At 68.0% G+C, this 23774-nt stretch carries 26 protein-coding genes; 4 read left to right on the top strand and 22 right to left on the bottom strand.

What is annotated here, in order from left to right:
- The first annotated feature begins 71 nt into the window (after positions 1 to 71).
- On the top strand, positions 72 to 875 hold the full coding sequence (locus VHD82_RS05080; protein ID WP_325697471.1) for a pyridoxamine 5'-phosphate oxidase family protein: 804 nt from the start codon (positions 72 to 74) through the stop codon (positions 873 to 875).
- On the opposite strand, the gene ehuA is transcribed toward VHD82_RS05080, so the two are convergent.
- The 5 genes from ehuA to VHD82_RS05055 all read right to left on the bottom strand — a co-directional run bounded on the left by ehuA (position 872) and on the right by VHD82_RS05055 (position 6034).
- Positions 872 to 1624, bottom strand: coding sequence for an ectoine/hydroxyectoine ABC transporter ATP-binding protein EhuA (ehuA, locus tag VHD82_RS05075; protein ID WP_325697522.1), 753 nt, complete (start codon positions 1622 to 1624; stop codon positions 872 to 874). The genes VHD82_RS05080 and ehuA overlap by 4 nt on opposite strands.
- A 1-nt stretch (position 1625) precedes the next feature.
- Entirely contained in the window at positions 1626 to 2282 is a 657-nt protein-coding gene (gene ehuD, locus VHD82_RS05070; protein WP_325697469.1) for an ectoine/hydroxyectoine ABC transporter permease subunit EhuD, read from the bottom strand.
- A complete protein-coding gene (ehuC, locus tag VHD82_RS05065; RefSeq protein ID WP_325697467.1) occupies positions 2282 to 2989 on the bottom strand; it encodes an ectoine/hydroxyectoine ABC transporter permease subunit EhuC in 708 nt (235 codons plus the stop codon). Before ehuC ends, ehuD begins: the two co-directional genes overlap by 1 nt.
- Before the next feature lie 10 nt (positions 2990 to 2999).
- The gene (ehuB, locus tag VHD82_RS05060; RefSeq protein WP_325697464.1) at positions 3000 to 3893 is read right to left on the bottom strand and encodes an ectoine/hydroxyectoine ABC transporter substrate-binding protein EhuB; all 894 of its coding nucleotides are present in this window, start codon (positions 3891 to 3893) and stop codon (positions 3000 to 3002) included.
- Between the two features lie 119 nt (positions 3894 to 4012).
- Positions 4013 to 6034 carry a protein meaA gene (locus VHD82_RS05055; protein WP_325697462.1) on the bottom strand — a complete coding sequence of 674 codons (2022 nt, stop codon included), beginning with the start codon at positions 6032 to 6034 and terminating at the stop codon, positions 4013 to 4015.
- A 113-nt stretch (positions 6035 to 6147) separates the two neighbouring features.
- On the opposite strand from VHD82_RS05055, the gene VHD82_RS05050 reads away from it, so the two are divergent.
- Positions 6148 to 6771: a LysE family translocator gene (locus VHD82_RS05050; RefSeq protein WP_325697460.1), complete on the top strand. Its 624-nt coding sequence runs from the start codon at positions 6148 to 6150 to the stop codon at positions 6769 to 6771.
- A 1-nt stretch (position 6772) separates the two neighbouring features.
- Here the strand turns inward: VHD82_RS05050 and VHD82_RS05045 are convergent, their stop codons facing one another.
- Positions 6773 to 7315 carry a Uma2 family endonuclease gene (locus VHD82_RS05045; RefSeq protein WP_325697458.1) on the bottom strand — a complete coding sequence of 181 codons (543 nt, stop codon included), beginning with the start codon at positions 7313 to 7315 and terminating at the stop codon, positions 6773 to 6775.
- A 2-nt stretch (positions 7316 to 7317) separates the two neighbouring features.
- Positions 7318 to 8592: a UDP-N-acetylglucosamine 1-carboxyvinyltransferase gene (gene murA, locus VHD82_RS05040; protein ID WP_325697456.1), complete on the bottom strand. Its 1275-nt coding sequence runs from the start codon at positions 8590 to 8592 to the stop codon at positions 7318 to 7320.
- A 142-nt stretch (positions 8593 to 8734) separates the two neighbouring features.
- On the opposite strand from murA, the gene VHD82_RS05035 reads away from it, so the two are divergent.
- Positions 8735 to 10249 carry an insulinase family protein gene (locus tag VHD82_RS05035; protein ID WP_325697454.1) on the top strand — a complete coding sequence of 505 codons (1515 nt, stop codon included), beginning with the start codon at positions 8735 to 8737 and terminating at the stop codon, positions 10247 to 10249.
- Positions 10250 to 10259: 10 nt separating this feature from the next.
- The gene (locus VHD82_RS05030; protein ID WP_325697452.1) at positions 10260 to 10835 is read left to right on the top strand and encodes a cob(I)yrinic acid a,c-diamide adenosyltransferase; all 576 of its coding nucleotides are present in this window, start codon (positions 10260 to 10262) and stop codon (positions 10833 to 10835) included.
- A 39-nt stretch (positions 10836 to 10874) separates the two neighbouring features.
- Here the strand turns inward: VHD82_RS05030 and VHD82_RS05025 are convergent, their stop codons facing one another.
- From VHD82_RS05025 to rpmE, 15 genes are all read right to left on the bottom strand, one after another.
- Entirely contained in the window at positions 10875 to 11309 is a 435-nt protein-coding gene (locus VHD82_RS05025; protein ID WP_325697450.1) for a DUF2550 domain-containing protein, read from the bottom strand.
- A 25-nt stretch (positions 11310 to 11334) separates the two neighbouring features.
- Entirely contained in the window at positions 11335 to 11700 is a 366-nt protein-coding gene (locus VHD82_RS05020; protein WP_325697448.1) for a F0F1 ATP synthase subunit epsilon, read from the bottom strand.
- Positions 11701 to 11814: 114 nt separating this feature from the next.
- Complete coding sequence (gene atpD / locus VHD82_RS05015; RefSeq protein WP_325697446.1) at positions 11815 to 13239, bottom strand: F0F1 ATP synthase subunit beta; 1425 nt, start codon at positions 13237 to 13239, stop codon at positions 11815 to 11817.
- Complete coding sequence (locus VHD82_RS05010) at positions 13240 to 14187, bottom strand: F0F1 ATP synthase subunit gamma (RefSeq protein WP_325697444.1); 948 nt, start codon at positions 14185 to 14187, stop codon at positions 13240 to 13242. It lies immediately after the preceding gene.
- Between the two features lie 11 nt (positions 14188 to 14198).
- Positions 14199 to 15842, bottom strand: coding sequence for a F0F1 ATP synthase subunit alpha (gene atpA, locus VHD82_RS05005; protein WP_325697442.1), 1644 nt, complete (start codon positions 15840 to 15842; stop codon positions 14199 to 14201).
- A 49-nt stretch (positions 15843 to 15891) separates the two neighbouring features.
- Positions 15892 to 16722, bottom strand: a complete 831-nt coding sequence (locus tag VHD82_RS05000; protein ID WP_325697440.1) for a F0F1 ATP synthase subunit delta — start codon at positions 16720 to 16722, stop codon at positions 15892 to 15894.
- A gap of 8 nt (positions 16723 to 16730) precedes the next feature.
- The gene (locus tag VHD82_RS04995) at positions 16731 to 17276 is read right to left on the bottom strand and encodes a F0F1 ATP synthase subunit B (protein ID WP_325697438.1); all 546 of its coding nucleotides are present in this window, start codon (positions 17274 to 17276) and stop codon (positions 16731 to 16733) included.
- Between the two features lie 29 nt (positions 17277 to 17305).
- Positions 17306 to 17563 (bottom strand): ATP F0F1 synthase subunit C, encoded by a 258-nt coding sequence (locus tag VHD82_RS04990; protein WP_144747278.1) that lies wholly within the window; start codon positions 17561 to 17563, stop codon positions 17306 to 17308.
- Positions 17564 to 17632: 69 nt separating this feature from the next.
- Positions 17633 to 18415, bottom strand: coding sequence for a F0F1 ATP synthase subunit A (atpB, locus tag VHD82_RS04985; protein WP_325697434.1), 783 nt, complete (start codon positions 18413 to 18415; stop codon positions 17633 to 17635).
- A gap of 327 nt (positions 18416 to 18742) precedes the next feature.
- Positions 18743 to 19189, bottom strand: coding sequence for a hypothetical protein (locus VHD82_RS04980; RefSeq protein WP_325697432.1), 447 nt, complete (start codon positions 19187 to 19189; stop codon positions 18743 to 18745).
- Between the two features lie 88 nt (positions 19190 to 19277).
- Positions 19278 to 20441, bottom strand: coding sequence for an MraY family glycosyltransferase (locus VHD82_RS04975; RefSeq protein WP_325697430.1), 1164 nt, complete (start codon positions 20439 to 20441; stop codon positions 19278 to 19280).
- Positions 20441 to 21088 (bottom strand): L-threonylcarbamoyladenylate synthase, encoded by a 648-nt coding sequence (locus tag VHD82_RS04970; RefSeq protein WP_325697428.1) that lies wholly within the window; start codon positions 21086 to 21088, stop codon positions 20441 to 20443. The genes VHD82_RS04975 and VHD82_RS04970 overlap by 1 nt, the downstream gene beginning before the upstream one ends.
- 81 nt (positions 21089 to 21169) lie before the next feature.
- Positions 21170 to 22033 carry a peptide chain release factor N(5)-glutamine methyltransferase gene (prmC, locus tag VHD82_RS04965; protein WP_325697426.1) on the bottom strand — a complete coding sequence of 288 codons (864 nt, stop codon included), beginning with the start codon at positions 22031 to 22033 and terminating at the stop codon, positions 21170 to 21172.
- Positions 22034 to 22288: 255 nt separating this feature from the next.
- Positions 22289 to 23362, bottom strand: a complete 1074-nt coding sequence (prfA, locus tag VHD82_RS04960) for a peptide chain release factor 1 (protein WP_325697424.1) — start codon at positions 23360 to 23362, stop codon at positions 22289 to 22291.
- An 84-nt stretch (positions 23363 to 23446) separates the two neighbouring features.
- A complete protein-coding gene (gene rpmE, locus VHD82_RS04955; protein WP_325697422.1) occupies positions 23447 to 23677 on the bottom strand; it encodes a 50S ribosomal protein L31 in 231 nt (76 codons plus the stop codon).
- Positions 23678 to 23774 lie beyond the last annotated feature (97 nt).

Below are 23774 nucleotides of genomic sequence, written 5' to 3'. Positions count from 1 at the left end.
GCCACTCTACCTAATGGTTGCGAGGCGATTAACCATTTGACTCCGGGACGCGCGCGAGGCACAGTCGAGTCATGGGCAAGACCGGGTTCCACGAAGGCGAACTGGCCGTGCAACGTCGCGCGGGGGTCGATACCGAAGCCGGCCGGCTGGCCGGCATGCTCGCGCCGGCTGATCTCAGCGGCGGTATCGGCGGTTTCCTGGCCGGGCGCACCTTCGCCGCGCTCACCGCCCGCGACCGCGACGGACGGCTGTGGACAGTCCCCTTGACCGGCGCTCCTGGATTCCTCGAACCGGCCGGCGCCGGCACGCTCCTCGTGCACACCGCGCCCGAAGCCCCGCTGGACGATCTCCCCGCCGGGCAGCCGGTCGGCCTGCTCGCCATCGAGTTCATGAAGCGCCGCCGGGTGCGGGTGAACGGAACCCTTGCGGCGACGGGCGAAGTCCTCACCATCGAAGCCGAGCAGGCCTACGGCAACTGCCCGCGCTACATCCACCCGCACGTCGTCGACGCGGCCAAGCACGCACGCGCGACCACGCGCCGCGACGCCCTCAGCGCCGACGACATCGCGCTGATCCAGCAGGCGGACACCTTCATCCTCGGCACCACCCACCCCGAGCGCGGCAACGACGCGTCACATCGCGGCGGCGAGCCCGGATTCGTGTACGTCGAGGACGAGCACACGCTGTGGTGGGCGGACTATCCGGGCAACAACCTGTTCAACAGCCTCGGCAACATCGCCGTCGACCCCACCGCCGCGCTCCTGTTCCCGGATTTCGACTCCGGCGAGGCGCTGCACCTGTCCGGCAGGGCCACCCTCGAATGGACCGAACACGGCCGCCTGATCCGGTTCACCGTGGAGGCCGTGGCGCGCTAGGCCCGGTCCAGCACCGCCCGCAGGAACGACCGGGTGCGCTCGTTGCCCGGATCCGTGAACAGCTTCTCCGGCGGCGCCTGTTCGACGATCTGCCCCTGGTCGAACATCAGCACCCGGTCCGACACGTCGCGGGCGAACTGCATCTCGTGCGTGACGCACAGGAACGTGATGTCCGTGGTGGTCGCGATCTCCTTGAGCACCTTGAGCACCCCGGCCACCAGCTCCGGGTCGAGCGCCGACGTGACCTCGTCCAGCAGCAGCACCTCCGGCCGCATCGCCAGCGCCCGCGCGATCGCCACCCGCTGCTGCTGCCCGCCGGACAGCCTGCTGGGGTGCTCCCTCGCCTTTTCGCTCAACCCCACCATTTCCAGCAGATCCACCGCGCGCGCCTCGGCCTCCCCTTTGGACAGTCCGAGCGCGTGGACCGGCGCCTCCGTCACGTTCTGCAGCACGTTCATGTTCGGGAACAGGTTGAACTGCTGGAAGACCATGCCGATCCGCTTGCGCATCTTGCGCAGGTGCTTCTCGTCCGCCGGGCCCTTTTCGGTGTGCGACAGGCATTCCCCGTCGACGTAGATCCGCCCGCTGTTCACCCGCTCCAGCGTCATCAGCAGCCGCAGGATCGTCGTCTTGCCCGAGCCGCTCGGCCCGATCAGCGTGACGAACTCCCCCGGTGCCACCGAGAAATCCAGATCGCGCAACACCACGTGCTCGCCGTACTTCTTCACGACACCGTCGAAGACGATCATCTCAGAGCTTTCCGACACGGCGTTCCAACCTTCTCACGAGAATCGACGCGGGGTAGCTGATCAGGAGGAACAATACGCCGGCCAGCGTGTACGGCTCGATGACCCGGAAGGTCTCCGCGCCCTGCTGCTTGGCCTGGTTGAGCACGTCCAGCACCCCGATCGCCAGCAGCAGCGGGGTTTCCTTGAACATGGAGATCATGTAGTTGCCCAGCGCGGGCAGCACCCTCGGCACCGCCTGCGGCAGGATGATCCCGGTCCACACCCGGCCGCGCGGCAGGCTCAGCGCCGTCGCGGCCTCCCACTGTCCTTTCGGGACTGCGTCGATACCGGCCCGGTAGACCTCGGAAGTATAGGTGGCGTAATGGATCCCGAGCGCGATCACGCCGGTGAGGAACGCCGAGGGCTGGATGCCCATCGCCGGCCAGAGCAGGTAGAAGACCACGAAGACCTGGATCAGCAGCGGGGTGCTGCGCACCAGTTCGATGAACAGGTAGACCACCTGGCTGAGCACGGGAATCCTGGCCCGGCGCAGCAGCGCGAGCACCAGCCCGAGCACGTAGGCCACCACCGAGCCCAGCACGGTCAGCTCGACCGTGACCAGCAAACCCTTGAGCAGCAAGGGAATCGAGTCGGCGGCGTTCTGCCAGTCCCAGTCCATCACGACACCCCGGCACTGCGGGCGAACACCCGGCTGCGCGGCTGTGGTCTGCGCCCCAGCCGCCGGGCGCCGATCCGCTCAAGAGTGCGCATCACCAGCGTGATGATCACCGCGAGGACCAGATAACAGACCAGCTCCACCCCGTAGATGAACACCAGATCGCTGCCGAACACCGGCCGCAGCAACTCACCCTTCTCCGTGATCTCCCCGGCGGAGATGAAGTACAGCAACGCGGTGCTCTTCAGCAGCTGGATGAACAGGTTGTTGAACGGCGGGTACATCTCGACCACCGCCTGCGGCAACAGCACCCGGAACATCCGCTGCGCCGGTGGGAGCGAGAGGGCGAGCGCGCCTTCCCGTTGCGCGCGCGGCACGGACTGCACCGCGCCGCGGACGACCTCCGCGCCGTAGGCCCCGTGGTTGAGCCCCAGCACCAGAATCCCGGCGAACAGCGGCACCAGCTTGAATCCGACCAGTGCGGGAAGCACGAAGTACAGCCAGAACAGCTGCACCACTTCGGACGTGCCCCGGAAGCCCTCGACGTAGACCCGGCTGATGAACCGCACGGCCCGCGAGGGCGAGAGCATCGCCAGCCCGGCGACGAAGGCCAGCACGATCGTCAGCAGGATCCCGCCGAGCGTCGCCGAGATCGTCGCGCCCAGTCCACTGAGGATGGACGACAGAATGGTGGCATGCGCGTCGGACATGTCGCCCCGATCAGGCGGCACACAACTTGTCGGTGGTCAGACCGGCCGCGGGCAGGTTGCTCTGCCCGAACCCGAACTTCTGTACGATCTGGAGCCACTGTCCGTTGCCGTGCAAGGTTTTCAGCTGCTGGTTGAACGCGTCGCGCAGCGAGGTGTCGGCCTGGCGGAACACGAAACCGCCCGCCGAGACCACCGGCTGCCCGTTGTCGGTCGGGGTGAAGCCGGGGGTCACCTCCACGCCGGCGTCCGGGTTCTGCTGCGCCAGCCATTTCAGCGAGATGTCGGTCAGCGCGGCACAGTAGACCCGGCCCGTGGTCACCGCGCGCAGCATGTTGTCCTGGGTGTCGAGGGTTTCGATGTTGCCCTCGGAAACCCCGGCGCCGGTCGCGTAACCCTTTTCCACCGCGGCGGAGAGCACCGCGAGCTTGACCCCCTTCGAAGCCACGTCGGCCAGGTTCTTGATCCCCTGCGGATTTCCCTTCGGTACCAGCAAAGCCGTCAGCGCGGAGTAGTCCGGGTCGGAGAACAGCGCGGCCTTGCACCGGGCGGCGGTGATGTTCATGCCCGCCGCGACCACGTCGAACTGCTTGGCGTTGAGCGCCGGGATCAGCTGGTCGAAGGGCACCACGCTGGCCTGCACGGTGTCGATGCCGATCCCCTTGAACACCGCCCGTGCCACTTCCGGCGCTTCACCGGTGGTGTTTCCCGAGGAATCCGCGAACCCGTACGGCGCCTCGTTCGCGATCCCGATCTTGATCGTCTTGGCGTCCTTGGCCGAGGTCAAGGTGTCCCCACTGCCCGTGCTCTGACAGGCGGCCAGCAAGGTGGGGCCGCCGATCGCGATCGCCCCCATCGCCGCCGAACGCATGAAGAAATCCCGTCGCGTCCACTGCCCCTGCGCCATCGCCGCACCCCGTTCCGTTCGGTTTGCTTACCGAACGTAGGCGCCGCCGCCGGTACGGGTCAAAAGGAGTTATCGTAACGAGATCAACAGGGCGTGAACCACATTCACACTAAAAGTAGTTATGCCTGCGACAGCCCGTGTGTTTCGCGGATCAACGAAACGATTTCAGCCATGATCTCGGTGAGTTCGTAGTCTTTCGGCGTGAACACCCGCGCGACGCCACGGCCGGTCAGCACCTTGGCATCGTCGGGCGGGATGATCCCGCCGACGATCACCGGGATGTCCCCGGCACCCGCGGCACGCAGGCGGTCCACCACCTCCGGCACCACTTCCAGGTGCGAACCGGACAGCACGGAAAGCCCCACCACGTGCACGCCTTCCTGCACTGCGGCCGCCGCGATCTGCTCCGGGGTCAGCCGGATGCCCTGGTAGATCACCTCGAAGCCGACGTCGCGGGCGCGCACGGCCACCTGCTCGGCCCCATTGGAATGCCCGTCCAGCCCCGGTTTTCCGACCAGGATCCGCAACCGCTCGCCAAGATCCTCGCTCGCCGCGCGCACCCTGTCCCGGACCCGCGAAAGCTCCCCGGCCTCGCCGCCCATCGACGCGGCGGAAACACCGGTAGGCGCCCGGTATTCGCCGAACGTGTCCCGCAATGCCTGCGACCACTCCCCCGTCGTGACGCCGACACGGGCACATTTCAGCGTTGCCTCGAAGAGGTTCTGCGTGGTTTTGGCGACTTCGCGCAGCTCGGTAAGCGCTTCCTCCACCGCCGCGTTGTCCCGCTGCTGACGCCATTCCTCCAGCGCGGCAACGGCTTCCTTTTCCACGGCCGGGTCGACGGTCTCGATCGCCTTGGCGCCTTCGGCCTGCAACGGGCTCGGCTCGGTGGTGTCGAACTTGTTGACCCCCACCATGATCCGCTCACCGGACTCCACCGCCCGCCGCCAGTCCGCGAACGAGGAAACCAGCTGTGACTTCATGTAACCACTTTCCACCGCGGCCACCGCGCCGCCGAGCTCCTGCACCCGGCCGATCTCCTCGCGCGCGCCCGCGACGATCTCGTCCACTTTGGACTCGATCACGTGCGAACCGGCGAAAATGTCCTCGTACTCCAGCAGATCCGTCTCGAAGGCCAGCACCTGCTGCATCCGCAACGCCCACTGCTGGTCCCACGGGCGTGGCAGGCCGAGCGCCTCGTTCCACGCCGGGAGCTGGATCGCGCGGGCGCGCGCGTCCCGCGAGAGCGAGACGGCGAGCATCTCCAGCACGATCCGCTGCACGTTGTTCTCGGGCTGCGCTTCCGTCAGGCCCAAGGAGTTGACCTGAACGCCGTAGCGCAGCCGTCGCGCCTTCGCGTCCTCCACTCCGTAGCGCTCGTGCGTGATCTCGTCCCACAGCCTGGTGAACGCGCGCATCTTGCACATCTCTTCGACAAACCGCACCCCGGCGTTGACGAAGAACGAGATCCGGCCGACCACCTTGGCCATGTCGGCCTGCTCGATCTGGCCAGAGTCGCGGATCGCGTCCAGCACCGCGATGGCCGTGGACAGCGCGTACGCGACCTCCTGCGTCGGCGTCGCGCCCGCCTCCTGGAGGTGGTAGCTGCAGATGTTGATCGGGTTCCACTTCGGCACGTGGTGCACCGTCCATGCGATCACGTCGGTGATCAGCCGGAGGCTCGGCGCCGGCGGGAAGATGTACGTGCCGCGGGAGAGGTACTCCTTGATGATGTCGTTCTGCGTGGTGCCGGTGAGCTTCGCCAGCACCTCGTCCACGTCGCGGCCCTGCTCGCGCGCCTGCTCCTCGGCCACCGTGACATACAGCGCCAGCAGCCACATGGCCGGCGCGTTGATGGTCATCGAGGTGTTCGCCTCGGCCAGCGGAATGCCGTCGAAGAGCCGGCGCATGTCGCCGATGTGCGCGACCGGCACGCCAACCTTGCCGACCTCGCCCTTGGCCAGCGGGTGGTCGGCGTCGTAGCCGGTCTGCGTCGGCAGGTCGAAGGCGACCGACAGCCCGGTCTGCCCCTTGGCCAGGTTGCGGCGGTACAGCTCGTTGGACGCCGCGGCGGAGGAATGCCCGGCGTAGGTGCGCATGACCCAGGGGCGGTCCCGTTGACGATCCGTGGGGTAGGGCACGGTGCACCTCCAAATGGACTCGGCGCAGCTCATCGTACTTGTCGGTAACTTGTCCCGCAGCAGAGAAGAGAATCACTTCTCCAGGCCGAAGTCCGCCGGTACTGTTGGCGGGCGTGAGCTGGAGTTCTTACGGCACCTACCTGGTCTTCGTGGTGCTGGTGGTACTGGCGCCGGGGCCGGACACCGCGGTCACGTTGAAGAACACCCTCTCCGGCGGGTTCCGCGGCGGGCTGATGGCCCTGTCCGGGATCTTCGTGGGAAACATCGTGCAGGGCACGGCCGTCGCGCTCGGGCTGGGCGCGCTCATCGTGCGGTCCCAGCCGGTCTTCCTGACGCTGCGCTGGGCGGGCGTGGTGTACCTGTGCTACCTCGGCGTGCAGGCGCTGCGCAGCGCCGTGCGCGGCAACTACGACGCGCTCGACTCGCACGGCGCGAAGGCGAGCAGTTTTCGGCGCTGGCGCGAGGGTTTCCTGTCGAACGTGACGAATCCGAAGGTGATCGCGCTGTTCCTGTCCGTGCTGCCGCTGTTCCTGGTGCCGGGGCAGACCGACACGTGGGACGCGCTGCTGCTCGCGTACACGGTGGGCGTGCTGGGCGCGGTGTGGCTGCTGGTGTTGCTGTTCCTGGCGCACCGCGTGCGGACGTGGCTGCAGCGCCGGAAGGTGCGGCGCACGCTCGACGGGGTCACCGGCGGCGCGCTGATCGGCTTCGGGATCGCGCTGGCGGCGGAGGCCTGAGTCAGAGCAGCCCTTCGAAGGCCACGGAAACCGCGAGCGGATCGGTCACGGTCATCTCGCCGGTGTGCACACCCGCCGAAGAGTATGTGCCCGTGGTCGGGTCGAGCCGGTAGCGGAACATCGTCAGCCCCGCCGTGGTGTCGTCGGCGTTCTCCAGCCGCCAGAAGTGCTGGATCCCGGCGCGCGAGTACTCGGCCGGTTTGTCGACCTGGTCGGCGGTGACCGAGCCCGGCGACATGACCTCCACGACCAGCAGACAGTGTTCCGGGCGGAGGATCGCGTCATCGTCCAGCGCCGCGCGGTAGACGACGAGATCCGGGCGGCGGTTCAGCAGCGGGACATCGCGCAGCCGGAGATCGACGTTGTGCGCCACCGCGAACTCATGCCCAGCGGCGGATTCAAGGACGTTGGCCAAGCGCCTGATCGCAGTCTGATGCGAGCGCCGCGGCGCCGGATTCGCGACCACGGCCCCGTCGACAACCTCGATCGTCCGGCACAACTCCTCGGGCAATGCCTCGTAACCAGCCGCCGTCACGCGTTCCATCGCTACGCGCGCTCCGGCTCCCCAGCCACACGCTCGATGCGCGCGCCCAGCCGGTTCAGGTTTTCCACAAAATGTGGATAACCCCGGTCGATGTGGAAAACGTCCCAGATCTCGGTGACCCCATCGGCGCACAGGCCCGCCAGCACCAGACCCGCGCCCGCGCGGATGTCCGACGCCCACACCGGCGCGCTCGACAGCGCCGGCACCCCGCGCACCACCGCGTGATGCCCGTCGGTCCGCGCGTCGGCCCCCAGCCGGACCATCTCCTCGATGAACCGGAACCGCGCCTCGTACACGTTCTCGGTGATCATCGACGTGCCCTCGGACACCGACGACAACGCCACGGCGAACGGCTGCAGGTCCGTGGCGAAACCGGGATACGGCAGCGTCACGAAGTCCACCGCCTTCGGCCGGTCCGCCTGCATGACGCGGAAACCCTTGTCGTCGAAGGGAGTCACCTCGGCGCCGGCGAGGCGCAGCTTGTCCAGCACCAGATCAAGGTGATGCGGGTTGACCCCGTTGACCGTGATGTCGCCGCGGGTCATCGCCGCCGCGAAGGCCCAGGTGGCACCGACGATCCGGTCCCCGATCACGCGATGTTCGGTGGGGTGCAAGGAATCCACGCCATGCACGGTGAGCGTCGACGTGCCCGCGCCCTCGATTTTCGCGCCCATCTCGACGAGCATCGTGCAGATGTCGGCGATCTCGGGCTCGCGCGCCGCGTTGTCGATCACCGTGGTGCCTTCGGCGAGCACGGCGGCCATCAGGATGTTCTCCGTCGCGCCGACGCTCGGGAAGTCCAGCCAGATCTGGGCCCCGACCAGTTCGTCGGCCTTGGCCACCACGCACCCGTGCTCGATGGTGCTCGTCGCGCCGAGCGATCGCAGGCCGTTCTGGTGCATGTCCAGCGGCCGGGAACCGATCGCGTCCCCGCCCGGCAGCGCCACCACGGCGCGCTTGAGCCTGCCGACCAGTGGGCCGAGCACGCACACCGACGCGCGCAGCTTGCCCATCGCCGGCGAATCGGCCCGGTGGGACAGCTCGGACGGGGTGGTGATGTGAACGGTGTCGTCCGCCAGCGTCACCTCGCAGCCGACGCTGCGGAGCACATCGGCCATCAGTGGCACGTCAAGGATCTGCGGGCAGTTGGTCACCGTCGTCGTGCCCTCGGCGAGCAGTGCGGCCGCCATCAGTTTCAGGACGCTGTTCTTCGCCCCGACGACGTCGACCTCACCGGTCAGCCGGGCACCACCATGCACGTCGAAGTGCTCGCTCATGGCCGCCATCATGCCTTCCGGGGTGCCCACCCGATCGGTGGGGCAGGCGATAACAGACGGCGAACCCAATCCGGCGAAAGTGTGAAACACTACGCGCTCTCGGAGCGATACACGCCTGCCGTATAACCCTCATGGGGGAGCATTGAGCGAGATCGTGGCCCGTCCGTCCGCACCTGCGTTACCCACGGTGCACCGCACGGAGATCGATGGTGTCCCGGCGTTCTGGAACACCCAGCCGGGCAGGCTGACCGCGAGCCTGATCTTCGGTGTCGGCACCGCGCACGAGACGTTCCTGGAAACCGGGATCACACACCTGGTCGAGCACCTCGCGATGCGCCCGCTGCGCACCGGCCGGTACGACAACGGCTCGGCCACCGAGATGTTGCACACCAGCTTCGAGGTGACCAGCGGCGCGGACACCGTCATCGACCACCTCCGCCGCATCTGCGCTTCCCTCACCCAGCTCGACACCGGCCCGCTGGCGACCGAACGCGGCGTGCTCGTCGCCGAGGAGCGCGCGAGCGACGGCCCCGGCGTCACCACCTGGCTGCCGTCGTCGATCTGGTTCGGCAACCAGTCCTTCGGCCTCGCGGGCAACGTCCAGGTGGCCCCGGTCCGCGCGAGCGCCGAGCAGATCCGCGCCTGGGCCGCCCGCTGGTTCCACCGCGGCAACGCCGCGCTCGTCCTATCCGGGCCGCCACCGGCGGATCTCCGGCTGCCGCTGCCCGAAGGCCCGCCGCGGCAGCCGCCGACGTTCGGCCCGTTCGACCTGCCGACCCCGGCGCAGACCGTGATCCCGAACGGCGTGGTCGCGTGCGCGCTGGTGCGGTGGACCGCCGAGATGGCCTGCGCGGTGGGTGTGCTGATCTCCCGGCTGACCGAGCGGCTGCGCCAGCTCGACGGGCTCGACTGCGAGATCGGGTTCGACCAGCAGCGCATCGACGAACAGCGGACCGTGCTCGGCTTCGGCACCGACGTCTCCGACAAACACGCCGGGCGCGTGGTCGAGGCGATGCGCGCGGAATTGCGCGGACTCGGCGAAAGCGGTCCCACGCCGCAGGAGCTGGCGGCCGACCAGGCCGGGCTGGCACAACAGCTCTCGGAGCCCGAGTTCGCCCAGTACTGCGCCTTCGACGAAGCGTTGTCAGCGCTCACCGGCTGGACTTCGGCGGCGAAGCACCAGAACCAGGTGCTGTCCGGGGTCGACGCCGACGCTGTCGCCGCCGCCGCACGGGAACTGGCCACGAAGCTCGTTCTGTGCGCGCCGCTCGGTCATGTGCCGGCGGATCTTCCCGAGCTGCCGGGCAGTCCGCTGCCGCCGACGTCCGGGCGTGAACTCAAGCGGGCCTTCATCGGATCCACGGTGCCACGCGGTTTCCGGATCGTGGTCGGCGACGAAGGCGTGTCCGCCTTCTACGGCAACAGCACCGTGCCCGTTGCCGTCGTCCGCTACGACGACGCGGCGGGCGTCGGCATCGAGCACACCGACGGGCAACTGCCGATCCTGCATCTGTTCGGCAGGCATGGCGGCCTCATCACCGTGCGCCCCGGCGACTGGCGCGGCGGCCGCAACCTCGTCCGCGAACTGCGCGCCCGCTTCGATCCCGCGGTGTGTTTCGACGCTCCGGACGCTATGCGGCAGTTCGAACAGTCATAGGGTGCTGGGTATGGCGGTAAGAATCAATCGCGTCTACACCAAGGTCGGCGACACCGGCACCACCGCGCTCGGCGACGGCTCCCGCGTGCCGAAGACGGACCCGAGGCTGGGCGCGTACGCAGATGTCGACGAGGCGAACTCGGTCATCGGCCTGGCGCTGGCGGTCGGCGGGCTGACCGAGGAGGTCGGCTCAGTGCTGCGGCGCGTACAGAACGACCTGTTCGACGTCGGAGCTGACCTGTGCGCACCCGTCGTCCCCGATCCGCCCTATCCCCCGCTGCGCATCACCGAGGCCTACGTCGAGCGCCTCGAAGGCTGGTGCGACGAGTTCAACGAGCGCCTGCCCAAGCTGACGAGCTTCATCCTGCCCGGCGGCACCCCGGGCGCGGCCTTCCTGCACCAGGCCCGCACCGTCGCCCGTCGCGCCGAGCGCAGCGGCTGGGCGCTCGTGGCAGCGGATGCCGAGCGCACCAACGCGCTCGCGGTGAAGTACCTGAACCGGCTTTCGGACCTGCTGTTCATCCTCGCCCGGCTGGCCAACCCCGACGGTGACATCCTCTGGCGGCCCGGCGGCCCGGACGCCTGAAAACGACGAAGGGGACCTCGATCGAGGTCCCCTTCAAGTTCAACTCGCCCGCGGCAGCCTTCGTCCCGGCGGCGCCGATTCGAGCCAGGACAGGAAGCCGGTCAGCGCGCCGGGCCCCATCGCGATCTCGATCGGCTGCCGGCCTTCGGACTCGCAGCGCAGCACCGTCGCGTCCGCGGGAACGGCATAAGCCTCCGTGCCCGCGGGGTCACGCCGGTCGGCGATCGTCAACGTCTCGCGCTGGAAAACCCGGTCCGGGCCGATGCCGAGGCTCCACACCCGGTACCAGGCGAACAACTCGCCCTCGTACCGCCCGATGCCCAGATGCCAGCCGGCCCGCGTGTTGTCCGGGTTCCAGCGCAGCGCGACACTCACCCCGCCGCCCCGGCGCATGCGCACCCAGCGCAGGCCGTACCAGGCCGCGAGGATCGCCAGCCCGAGCAGGAGAACCAGAACAACCACGGCGATCTCCACGGCCGGCTCCCTGCTCGTCGTCCGGTCAGGCCGACTGACCGGCCGCCCGCAGACGGGCGGTCGCTCTGGCCCGTTCCGCCTCGTCGTCGCCGCTCAACGCGGCCCTGGCCTCATCGATGTCGATCTCGTCCGCGAGCTCGGCGGACTCGGCGAGTACGCTCACCCGCTCGTTGGTCACGGAGAGGAAACCCCCGTGCACGGCCGCACAGAACGCGTCCCCGTCGGTGGTGATCACCTTGACGATGCCACCCTCGACGAGCTGCCCGAGAACGGGCTCGTGACCGGGCATGATGCCGATCTCGCCCTCGGTGGTCTGGGCGACCACGAACGTGGCCTGACCGGACCAGAGGCGGCGCTCCACGGCGACCAGCTCGACGGAAATCTCAGCCACGTAGCTCTCCAATCACCTCGGGCGCTGACCCGAGTCTACTGCCCCACGCTCCGGCTATCGAAAACGGCGGGGGGACGTCCACAGTGGACACCCGCCCCGCCGCCTTCGAAAGAGTCACTTCTTGGTGATCTCGTTGTACTTCTTCTCGAGGTCATCCAGACCACCGATACCCAGGAACGCCTGCTCCGGGTAGTGGTCGAACTCGCCCTTGGCGATCTTGTCGAAGGCCTCGACGGTCTCGGCGACCGGCACCGTCGAACCGGGCTGGCCGGTGAAGGTCTCCGCGACCAGCATGTTCTGCGACAGGAAGCGCTCGATCCGCCGCGCCCGCTGCACGGTCAGCTTGTCCTCTTCGGACAGCTCGTCCATGCCGAGGATCGCGATGATGTCCTGCAGCTCCTTGTACTTCTGCAGGATCCGGATGACCTCGGACGCCACCCGGTAGTGGTCCTCGCCGACGATCGCCGGGTCGAGGATCGTGGAGGTGGAGGCCAGCGGGTCCACCGCCGGGAAGATGCCCTTCTGGAACACCGACCGGGAAAGCTCGGTGGTGGCGTCCAGGTGCGCGAACGTGGTCGCGGGCGCCGGGTCGGTGTAGTCGTCCGCCGGCACGTAGATCGCCTGCAGCGAGGTGATCGAACGGCCCTTGGTCGAGGTGATCCGCTCCTGCAGCTCACCCATCTCGTCGGCCAGCGTCGGCTGGTAACCCACGGCCGAAGGCATCCGGCCCAGCAGGGTCGAAACCTCGGAACCGGCCTGGGTGAACCGGAAGATGTTGTCGATGAACAGCAGCACGTCCTGGTGCTGCACGTCGCGGAAGTACTCCGCCATCGTCAGCGCGGACAGCGCAACGCGCATACGGGTGCCCGGCGGCTCGTCCATCTGGCCGAATACGAGGGCGGTGTCGTTGATGACGCCGTCCTCGCTCATCTCCAGGAAGAGGTCCGTGCCCTCACGGGTGCGCTCGCCGACACCGGCGAACACCGAGGTGCCACCGAAGTTCTTGGCGACACGGGTGATCATCTCCTTGATGAGCACCGTCTTGCCGACGCCGGCACCGCCGAACAGGCCGATCTTGCCACCCTGCACGTACGGGGTCAGCAGGTCGATGACCTTGAGGCCGGTCTCCAGCACCTCGGTCTTGCCCTCGAGCTGGTCGAAGGCCGGGGGCTTGCGGTGGATGCCCCAGTGCTCGAGGTCCTTGCCGTAGCCCGGCTCGTCGAGGCAGTCGCCGAGCGCGTTGTACACGTGCCCCTTGACCTTGTCCCCGACCGGCACCGAGATGGGGCCGCCGGTGTCGCGCACCTCGGCACCGCGGACGAGACCGTCCTGCGGGGCAAGGGAAATCGTGCGCACCAGGTTGTCACCCAAGTGCTGGGCGACTTCCAGGGTCACGGTCTTGCGCAGCTCGGCGAACTCGATCTCGACCTTGAGCGCGTTGTAGAGGTCGGGCACCGCGCCACGCGGGAACTCGACGTCGACGACGGGACCGGCAACGGAGACGATCCGCCCCTTGGTCTGTGTTTCAGTGGTGGTCATCTACTCATCACTTCCTACAGCGGCGAGCGCATCGGCCCCACCGACGATTTCGCTGATCTCCTGCGTGATCTGGGCCTGCCGCGCCTGGTTGGCCAGGCGGGTGTAGGTGTTGACCAGATCGTTGGCGTTGTCCGAGGCCGCCTTCATGGCCGTCCGCCGGGCGGCCAGCTCGGACGCGGCCGACTCCAGCAGCGCCGAGAAGATCCGCGTGTTGATGTACTTCGGCAGCAGGGCCGAGAGCAGCCGGTCCGCGCTGGGCTCGAACTCGTAGGCGGGCGTGATCTCCCCCTGCTGGGGTGCCTCCGCGCCCTCCTCGCTGTACTCGACCTCCAGCGGCGCGATGCGCCGGGCGGCCGGGGTCTGCGTGAGCATCGACTTGAACTCGGTGTACACGATGTGCACCTCGTCCACGCCCGGGATGCCGTCGGCACCCGGCCCGTCGCCCTCGTCGTCCGCACCGGCGAGGAACGCCTTGGTCAGGGTCTCCCCCGCGGTCGCGGCGTTTTCGTAGTGCGGCTGGTCGGAGAACCCGGTCCAGCTGTCCGAGATCTCGCGGCCCCGGAACCGGTAGTAGTTCACGCCCTTGCCGCCGATGACGTAGACCAGGGGCTGCTTGCCCTGCTCACGCAGCAGGGCAAGCAACTCCTCGGTGGCCCTCAGCACGTTGGTGTTGTAACCACCGCACAGGCCCTTGTCACTGGTGACCACCAGCACCGCCGCGCGCTTCGGATTCGGCCGCTCCACGAGGAACGGGTCGTCCAGGCTGGCCGCCGCGCCCGCCAGCGCGGAGAGCACCTTGGTGATCTCCGTCGAGTACGGGCGGGACGCCTCGACCCGCGCCTGCGCACGGCCGATGCGCGAGGTGGCGATGAGTTCCATCGCCTTGGTGATCTTTCCGATCGATTTCGTCGCCCGGATCTTGGCCCGGAGCTCGCGAAGCTGCGCCATGTGTTATCCGGTCAGTTCTTCGGGGCGGGCTTGTTGACCTTCACGGTCTCCTGCCCGACCTTGTCGGCGTCCATCGCCTCGGCCTCGGCCTCGTTGGTCAGCGTCTGACCGGCGGAGGTGGTGAAGCCCTTCTTGAACTCGCCGGTGGCCGAAACGACCCGCTCGGCGAGCTCGTCGCCCCACTTACCCTTGTCCCGGATCTCGGCGAGGATGTCGTCGTGCTTGTGGCGCAGGTTCTCCAGCAGCTCGTGGTTGAACCGGGCCACGTCCTCCACCGGCACGTCGTCGAAGTGCCCGTTGGTGCCGAGATACACGGTGACGACCTGCTGCTCGACCGGGATCGGCGAGTACTGCGGCTGCTTGAGCACCTCGTACAGCCGCACACCGCGGTCCAGCTGGGCGCGCGAGGTCGGGTCCAGGTCGGAGGCGAAGGCGGCGAACGCCTGCAGCTCCTGGTACTGCGAGAGGTCGATCCGCAGCGAACCGGAAACCGACTTCATCGCCTTGATCTGGGCGTCACCACCGACCCGGGACACCGAGGTGGTCACGTCGACCGCCGGGCGCTGACCCGAGTTGAACAGGTCCGACTGGAAGAAGCACTGCCCGTCGGTGATGGAGATGACGTTGGTGGGGATGTAGGCCGAGATGTCGTTGGCCTTGGTCTCGATGACCGGCAGCCCGGTCAGCGAACCGCCACCGAGGGAGTCCGAGAGCTTCGCGCACCGCTCGAGCAGCCGGGAGTGCAAGTAGAAGACATCGCCGGGGAAGGCCTCGCGGCCCGGCGGGCGGCGCAGCAGCAGCGAGATCGCACGGTAGGCGTCGGCCTGCTTGGACAGGTCGTCGAACACGATCAGGACGTGCTTGCCCTGGTACATCCAGTGCTGGCCCAGCGCCGAACCGGTGTAGGGGGCCAGCCACTTGAAGCCGGCGGAGTCCGAGGCCGGGGCCGCGACGATGGTGGTGTACTCCAGCGCGCCCGCGTCCTCCAGCGACTTGCGCACACCGGCGATCGTGGAGCCCTTCTGGCCGATCGCGACGTAGATGCAGCGGACCTGCTTGCTCGGGTCGCCGGTCTCCCAGTTGGCCTTCTGGTTGATGATCGTGTCGACGCAGACCGCGGTCTTGCCGGTCTTGCGGTCACCGATGATCAGCTGGCGCTGGCCGCGGCCGATCGGGGTCATCGCGTCGATGGCGGTGATCCCGGTCTGCAGCGGCTCGGACACCGGCTGCCGCTCGACGACCGAGGCCGCCTGCAGCTCCAGCGCGCGGCGCTCGTCGGACTCGATGTCACCGAGGCCGTCGATCGCGACGCCGAGCGGGTCGATGACCCGGCCGAGGAACTTCTCGCCGACCGGGATGGACAGAATCTGCCCGGTCCGCTTGACCTCCTGGCCCTCTTCGATCTTCTCGTAGTTACCCAGGATCACGACGCCGATCCGGCGCGGCTCCAGGTTCTGCGCGACGCCGAGGATGCCGCCGGGGAACTCCAGCAGCTCGTTGGCCATCGTCGAGGGCAGCCCCTCCACGTGGGCGACGCCGTCACCGGTGTCCACGACGACGCCGACCTCTTCCCGGCTCACGTCGGGTGAGTAACTCGAGACGTAGTTCTCGATCGCGCTACGGATCTCGTCCGAGGAGATCGTCAGCTCCGCCATGTCGTTCCCGCTCTCGCTTCGTTCTTGCCAGTGTTCAAAGTCTTGTGGTTCACGCCAGCTGCCTGCGCAGCGCCGCGATCCGGCCGGCGGCACTGCCGTCGATGACCTCGTCACCGACGCGGACGACCAGCCCGCCGCCGAGGCGCGGGTCGATCTCCACGTGCAGCGCGATCTGCCTGCCGTAGATCCCGTGCAGCTTCTCGGCCAGCTGCTCCTGCTGCGCCTGCGACAGGGCGTCCGCGCTGACGACGTAGGCCACCGAACGCTCGCGCCGCTGTGCGGCCAGCTTCACCAGCCGGTCGAGTCCGAACCCGACGCCACGCCCCACCTGGCGCGTGACGACCTGCTCGACCAGTGCCAGCGTCACATCGCCGACCTTGCCTGCGAACAGCTCCCGCGCCAGCTCGCGCTTGGCCTCCGCGGGCGCCGCCTGATCCGACAGCGCCTGCTCCAGCTCCGGCTCTCCCACCACGATACGGGCAATCCGGAACAGTTCGTCCTCTACCGTGTCCAGGTTCCCGGCCTTTTCGGCGCTGGTCAACAGCGCCGAACGGCCCAGCGACTCCAGCCCGTCCAGCAGCTCACGGGGGTTGGACCAGCGCTGGGCGACAGCGCGCGTGAGCACCCGCAGCGCGGATGCCGACACCTTGCCGTCGAACAGCGAGGTGGCCAGGCGCTCACGGGCCGCCGGGTCGCTGGACCCGTCGCCCAGCGCCCGGCGCAGCCCGATCTGCCCGGTCAGCAGGGTGACCACGGCCAGCAGATCGGAGCCGATGGCGGCCGGGTCGGCACCTGCCGCACCGAGCACCTCGTCGAGGGTCGACTCGGCGGCGGAAAGCGCCTCGCGGCTGGCGGCGTGCAGTGTCGTCGCGGTTGTCATCCGGCCTTCTACTTCCCTGCTCCGTTACCGGTCCCGAGTTCGGCGAGGAAACGGTCGACCGTGCCGCGGCGGCGGGTCTCGTCCTCCAGGGACTCCCCGACGATCCGGCTGGCCAGCTCGACCGAGTTGCGGCCCAGTTCCGCGCGCAGCTCGGCGACGATCTGCGCCTTCTGCGCCTGCAGCGCGGCGTGGCCCTGCGCGATGATGCGTGCGGCCTCGTCCTGCGCCTCGGCCCGCAGCTCTTCCTTGATCCGCTCGGCTTCGAGCCGCGCGTCATCGCGGATCTTCGCCGCCTCGGTGTAGGCCTCGGCGAGCTGCGCCTTGTACTTGGCCAGCGCCTCTTCGGCCTCGGCCTGTGCCTTCTCCGCCTTCTCGATGCCGCCCTCGATCTTGGCGGTCCGCTCTTCGTAGAGCTTCTCGAAGCGTGGCACCGCGAACTTCCACAGCAGCCACAGCAAGATCAGGAAGGCGACCAGGCCCAGGATGATCTCGCCGAGATCGGGGAGCACCGGGTTCGGGGCGTCCTCGGCGGCGAGCAGGATCTGCGTCTTCACAACGACTCCTTCAGCGTTGAGCGGTTAACTCAGGCAGCGGAGGCGATGAAGTAGATGACCAGACCCAGCAGCGCCAGCACCTCGGTAAGCACGAACGTGGTCCACGCGATACCCATCAGCTTGCCCTGCGCCTCCGGCTGCCGGGCGGTGCCGTTGATGACCGCGGCCCAGATCAGACCCACACCGATACCGGGGCCGATCGCGCCGAGGCCGTAACCGATGGCGGCGAGGCCCGGGTTGAGGTTCACCGCGGATTCGGCCGCCTGCGCAAGAACGATGTTGCTCACTTGGTATATCCCTTTCCAGTCGGTCCGCGTACTCCGCGGATCGGGGGCTTGCGGTTGTGATGGTCTTCTTTAGTGCTCGGAGGCCAGCGCCGCGCCGATGTAGTTCGCCGAGAGGATGGCGAACACGTAGGCCTGGATGACCTGGATCAGCGCCTCGACACCTGTCATCAAGAGCGCGAAGAGGAACGACACGATCGAAACCGGCTTGAACGCCGCGCTCGCGTGCAGCAGCAGGAATTCGCCCGCCACCGTGAACACCATCAGGATCAGGTGCCCGGCGAACATGGCGGCGAAAACCCGGATCGCGAGCGTGATCGGGTTCATGATGAATTTCTGGATGAACTCGATCGGCGTCAGCAGCAGGTACACCAGCTTGGGCGCGCCCGGCGGGAAGAGCTGGTTCTTGAGGTAGCCGCCGACGCCGTGCCGCTTCATGCCCACGAAGTGGTAGACGGGGTAGACCACCAGTACCGACAAGGCGACGGGGAAACCGATGTGCGCCATCGTCGGGAACTGCAGGATCGGGATGATCCCGAAGAGGTTGTTCACCAGTATGAAGGTGAACAGCGACAGGATCAGCGGGATGAAGGGCCTGAAGTCCTTCGAACCGATCTGCTCACGGGCGATGCTGTTGCGTCCGAAGTCGTAGACCGACTCGGCGGCGAACTGCCACCTGCCCGGTACGATCTTGAGCTTGCGTGAGCTGATCAGGAAGAACGCGGCGACGATGATGACCGACAGGACGACCAGGATCATCGGCTTGGTTACGGGGCCGAAGATCGCCGGCAGGTCGAAGTCACCGGCACCAGGGGGCGTGAATGTGTCACCCTCGGCCACTAGCAGCGCGCCCAACTGGGCTCCTTCCGGTTCTCCCGGCCGGCGTTCACTCCGCCGGGGGAATCGTCACGATCTGGACTTAACGTACCCGATACGTTTCGGGTAGTTGGAAGCGGCTCCCCAGGGTGAACAAGGGGTGAACAGTCAGCCACCGGGAAACTCGGCGTAACGTCCCTCGAGAACGGACCGGCCGACCCAGCACTCCGTGGTTCCCTCTCGATCGCCACAGTGCTGGTCGGGGTACCGCCATCGGGAGCGCGGCCGATATCCGCCTCCACGAAACGGACGATACCAGTCGGTTTTCCGACACCGTACGGCCGTACTCCTTAACCGGTTCGGGTACTAGTCGGCCGACGGAATGATGGTGGGAATCTTCGTCTTCTTGAAGGCGGTGAACTCCGCCGCGGCCCACACCAGAATGACGGCCAACATGGTGAGCGCAAGCGCTTTCGGATGCAGTGCGTGTACTCCACGCAGCAGCATCATCACGCCCAGCAGCACCAGCACCTTGAAGATGTAGCCACCGAGCGCCACCGCCATCACGGCCATCGGCTCCATCGCGGAGGTCTTGCGCATCATCCAGAGCGTGGCCAGCGACGAGGCGAACGCCACTATGCCGCCGACGATCGCGCCGAGCAGCCCGGGCACCCCGACCCAGATCACAGACACGATCGCGCCGATCACGACTGTCGCCACTCCCGGCCACAGCGCGTACCGGAACATCGCGTCGGCCAGCCGCAGTACGGACTGGGCGTGCGGGTTTTCGGTCTTCTCGGTCTTCTCGGTCATGCGGCCTCCTTGGCGGACGCGGCAAGCCGCGGCAGTGTTTCTGCGTCGGCCAGCATGGTGCTCGATGATTCGGACCTGCAAGCAGTCCTCATGCCGCTCCCTGCTGGTTCCTCGACCTCAGTCTAGGGATGACCGAAACGAGAGCCGCGAGCACCAGTCCGAGCCCGACCACCCACAACACCGCGGCCGTATCGAACAGCGTGAGTGAAACGGCACCGAAACCGAGTAGCCCGGCCCACAGATAAATGAGCAGCACGGCCCGCCGCTGCGAATGGCCGATCTCCAGCAGCCGGTGGTGCAGATGCATCTTGTCCGCGGCGAACGGGCTCTCCCCGCGCCGGGTCCGCCGGATGACCGCCATCACCAGGTCCAGCATCGGCAGGAACAGCACCGCGACGACGACCAGCAGCGGCGAGAGCAGCGCCAGCGCGTCCGAACCGCCGAACCGGACATAGCTGATCTTGCCCGAGGCCGAGGTGGTGGCCCCGGCCAGCATCAGGCCGATCAGCATCGATCCGGAGTCGCCCATGAAGATCTTCGCGGGCTGGAAGTTGTGTGGCAGGAAGCCCAGACAGGCCCCGGCGAGCGTGGCGGCGATCAGCGCCGGCGGGTAGCTGCCGACGTCGCCGCCGGACGAGCTGAGCAGGCCGAGCGAGAACGCGCAGGTGGCGGCCGCGGCGATGAAGCCCAGGCCGGCGGCGAGCCCGTCGAGTCCGTCGACGAAGTTCATCCCGTTGACCAGCAGCACCACCAGCAGCACCACCAGCAGGCTGCCCTGGTTGCTGTCCAGGATGACCACCGAACCCAGCGCGTCCCCGTTGCCGCTCCACGGCACCCAGAACACGTTCCACTGCACGCCGAAGATCACCAGCAGGCCCGCGCACAGCACCTGTCCGGCGAGTTTGGTCCAGGCGTCGATCTCGAACCGGTCGTCGACCGCGCCGATCAGCACGATCACCAGCCCGCCGAGCAGCACGCCCACCGGGTCGAACGAGTACTCGAAGGCACGCCGCAGCACGGGCAACTGGTGTGCCAGCGCCATTCCGCCCGCGACACCGAGGTACATCGCGATGCCGCCCATCCGCGGAATCGGGATGACGTGCACGTCGCGGGCACGGGGGTTGGCGATCGCGCCGGCGCGGATGGCGAAGCGCCGGACGAGCCCGGTGAGCAGATAGGTCAGGGTCGCCGAGATGAGCCCGACGAGGATGTACTCCCGGATCGGGAGACCGGCTGTCGTGATCGGAGTCATCAGGACGGGGCGGCCACCGGTACGCCCAGCACCTCGGAGATCTCCTCGGCGCTGACGGCACCTTCACGCAGCAGGACCGGGTCGCCGGTAAGGTCGACGATGCTGGAGGGCCGCGCGTTCTCGATCGGCCCGCCGTCGAGGTACACCGCCACCGACTCGCCCAGCTGCTCCTGCGCGTCCTGGGCGTTGGCGGCGGGCGGCCGGCCGGAGACGTTCGCGCTGGAGACGGCCATCGGGCCGACCTCGCGCAGCAGCTCCAGCGCCACCGGGTGCAGCGGCATCCGGAGCATCACCGTGCCGCGCGTGGTGCCGAGGTCCCACTGCAGACTCGGCGCGTGCGGCAGCACAATGGACAGATCCCCGGGCCAGAAGGCTTCGATCAAAGCCCTGGCCTGCGGCGGCATTCCGAGCACCAGACCGTCCACAGTGGACCATGAACCGACCAGGACACCGACCGGCATGTCCGGGCCGCGGTTCTTGGCGCGCAACAACGCGCGTACCGCACCCGCGTCGAACGCATCCGCGCCGATGCCATACACCGTATCGGTCGGCAACACGACCAGGCGGCTGGAACGCACCGCTCCGGCGGCCGCCGCCAGCCCGTCGGCCCGGGAGTCCGGGCGGCTGCAGTCGTACACCGCACTCATAGCCCGGGAGCTTATCCCCGTCGCCATCCTGGGTTCCGGCGCCCTGGCTGCTCTCCCGGATACCGCGCGAAGCGACGTCGGTCAGACGCGGCGCGCGGTGACGAACCGGGGGCGCCCCGTCAGGTCCTTGTGGTCCTGGACCTCGGTGAGCACCTTGCGCGACGCGACGATGGCCGGCGCCGCGGCACCGTGGGAATCGTCGTGCTCGACCGCCATTCCGCCGCCGGGCTTCAGCAGCCTCGCGGCCGTCGCCACCGCCTGACGGATGACGGCCAGCCCCGCTTCGGCCGCGAAGACCGCTTGCGCCGGGTCGTAGTCGATCACCTCGGGCGGCAGCTCCCCGCCCGGCGGAACATACGGCGGGTTGCACACGACGAGATCCACCAAGCCGTCCAGCTCGGCGAAGATCGTGCTGTCCCCTACGTCGCCCGAGTACAGCCGGATCGGCGTGTCACCCAGCGCCGCGCGGGCGTCGGCGTTGTGCCGGGCCCAGGCCAGCGCGTTGGAGTCGATGTCCACGGCGTAGACCACCGCGTCCGGCACCGCGTGGGCGATGGCCAGCGCGAGCGCGCCCGAGCCCGTGCACAGGTCGACGACAACCGGATACTCGCGGCCCTTGAGCAGGTTGACGCCCCATTCGAGGAGCAGTTCGGTCTCCGGGCGCGGGATGAACACACCCTGCCCGACGTTGACCGTGATATCCCCGAGCGCGGCCCAGCCGGTCAGATGCTGCAGCGGGACCCGCTTCGCGCGCTGCGACACCAGCTGCCCGATCGCGTCGATCACCGGCGGGTCGACCAGCGGGATCAACGGCAACCGGCCCCGCTCCACGCCCAGTACGTGCGCGGCAAGGAGCTCGGCGTCGGTCCGGGGTGACGCGACGCCGGCTTCCTCCAGGATCCTGGTCGCCTCGAGGATGGCCAGGCGCAAGGGTTGCCGCTTCACGCTTCTAACTTTGGCACAGGCGTCATTACATCGTGGGGACGTATGCCGCAAGCGCACCGCGAGTCTTCGCCGGCTCGCCGATCCGCTCGTGTGGAAATCGAGGCCGGACACGGAATCTCGACCGCCAACCACCGCCGGGCAACGCCACGGCACCACCGCCCCGGCCGGGCCCTCCCCGCACCGATCCCAGACGCAGTTTGCACTCCGCGCGCGTCCGTTGCTGTTGCGGCGCAAGGGAAAACGAAGTCCTCGACCTCAGCCGCCCCCGGCCAGCGCCAATCGCTCCTCGCGGTCGGCGTTCGCCAGTGCGTCCAGCACGGCATCCAGGTCACCGTCGAGGACCTGATCGAGGTTGTACGCCTTGTAGTTGACCCGATGGTCCGAAATCCGGTTCTCCGGGAAGTTGTAGGTGCGCACCCGCTCCGAGCGATCGACCGTGCGGACCTGCGAGCGGCGGGCGTCGGCGGCCTTGCTCGCGGCCTCTTCCTCGGCCATCGCCTGCAACCGCGCCTGCAGCACCTGGATGGCGCGGGCACGGTTCTGGATCTGCGACTTCTCGTTCTGGCACGAGACCACGATCCCGGTCGGCAGGTGGGTGATCCGCACCGCCGAGTCGGTGGTGTTCACGCTCTGCCCACCGGGGCCGGACGAGCGGAACACGTCGATGCGCAGGTCGTTCGGGTCGATCTCGACCTCGACATCCTCCGGCTCGGGGTAGATGAGCACGCCGGCGGCGGAGGTGTGGATGCGGCCCTGCGACTCAGTAGCCGGTACGCGCTGTACGCGGTGCACACCGCCCTCGAACTTCAGGCGTGCCCACACTCCGGCGGCGTCGTTTCCCTTGCTCTTCACCGAAACCGTGACGTCCTTATAGCCACCAAGGTCCGAATCCACCGAGTCGAGCACTTCGGCCTTCCAGCCATGCCGCTCGGCGTAGCGCAGGTACATCCGCAGCAAATCGCCCGCGAACAACGCGGACTCCTCGCCGCCTTCACCCGACTTGATCTCCATCACGACGTCCGAACCGTCGTACGGGTCACGCGGGAGCAGCAGCTCGGTCAGTCTGGCTTCGAGAGTGGGCACGCGGGCGGCGATTTCCTGGGCCTCGGCCGCGAAAGCCGGGTCTTCGTGCGCCAGTTCCTGTGCCGCGGTGAGGTCTTCACGAGCGGAGTCCAGCTCATGGATCGCTTTGACCACCGGGGACAGCTCGGCGTAGCGCCGCCCGAGTTTGCGCGCGCGGGACTGGTCGGCGTGCACCGCCGGGTCCGCGAGCTGCTTCTCCAGCTCGGCGTACTCGTCGAGCAGTCCGCGCAGCGACGACGAATCCACTCTGTGACTCCCATTTCAGGCTGACCGGGTCGCAAAAAAGCGGCGCCCGCACCCGGGTGCCGGGTGCGGGCGCCGTGGAGCAAGCTACTTGGCGTCGTCAGCCTTCTTCGCCCGCTTGCCGTAGCGCGCCTCGAAGCGCGCGACCCGGCCACCGGTGTCCAGAATCTTCTGCTTGCCGGTGTAGAACGGGTGGCAGTTGGAGCAGATCTCCACGTGGATCGCACCCTCTGCCTTGGTGCTGCGCGTGGTGAAGGTGTTGCCACAGCCACACGTCACGGTGGTGGCCTTGTACTCGGGGTGAATACCGCTCTTCATGGGGTCCTCTCTCTTGGCCGCCGGGTCCTCGCGTGAGGTGAACCGGAGCCGGACTTCAGCGGATCGATTCTGCCAGATCGACTGACCCCTGCGGTAA

Origin of the sequence: Amycolatopsis sp., assembly GCF_035546795.1 — a bacterium.
GTDB lineage: Bacteria > Actinomycetota > Actinomycetes > Mycobacteriales > Pseudonocardiaceae > Amycolatopsis_E.
The sequence above is the reverse complement of the archived record's forward strand: the minus strand, read 5'-3'. Positions and strand labels throughout refer to the sequence as shown.